General features: G+C 74.8%; 1 pseudogene. It reads left to right on the forward strand.

Features of this window, described 5'->3' with window-relative positions:
* Positions 1–28: 28 nt before the first annotated feature.
* Positions 29–341 (forward strand): annotated as a pseudogene (locus tag SB658_RS22610) (hypothetical protein); the annotation flags it as partial.

Genomic DNA, 341 nt, shown 5'->3' on the forward strand with positions numbered 1-341 from the left:
CCTTCCCGTGCTGCTCCTGGCGGCCGGGATGTTCGGACTCGGCTGCGGTGCGACGAATATCGCGCTCAGCACCCAGGCGATGGCGGTGGAGACGGCGATGGGGCGGCCGGTGATCGCCCGCATGCACGGCTTCTGGACGCTCGGCGCCGCGGGCGGCGGGCTGCTGCTCGCCGCCGCTCTGCACGCGGGCCTCGACAGTCGCCTCGCGATCTCCGGAGGCGCGGGGCTCCTGGTGACGGCATCCGCTCTGGTGGGGATGCGGCTGCGCGGGCTGCCGACGGCGTCCGGTGCGGCTCCGGCGTCCGCGCTCGTCCCTTCCGTCGACGGCGATGCGGGAGATG

Source organism: Bacillus sp. SIMBA_008, assembly GCF_046535495.1.
GTDB lineage: Bacteria > Bacillota > Bacilli > Bacillales > Bacillaceae > Bacillus > Bacillus subtilis.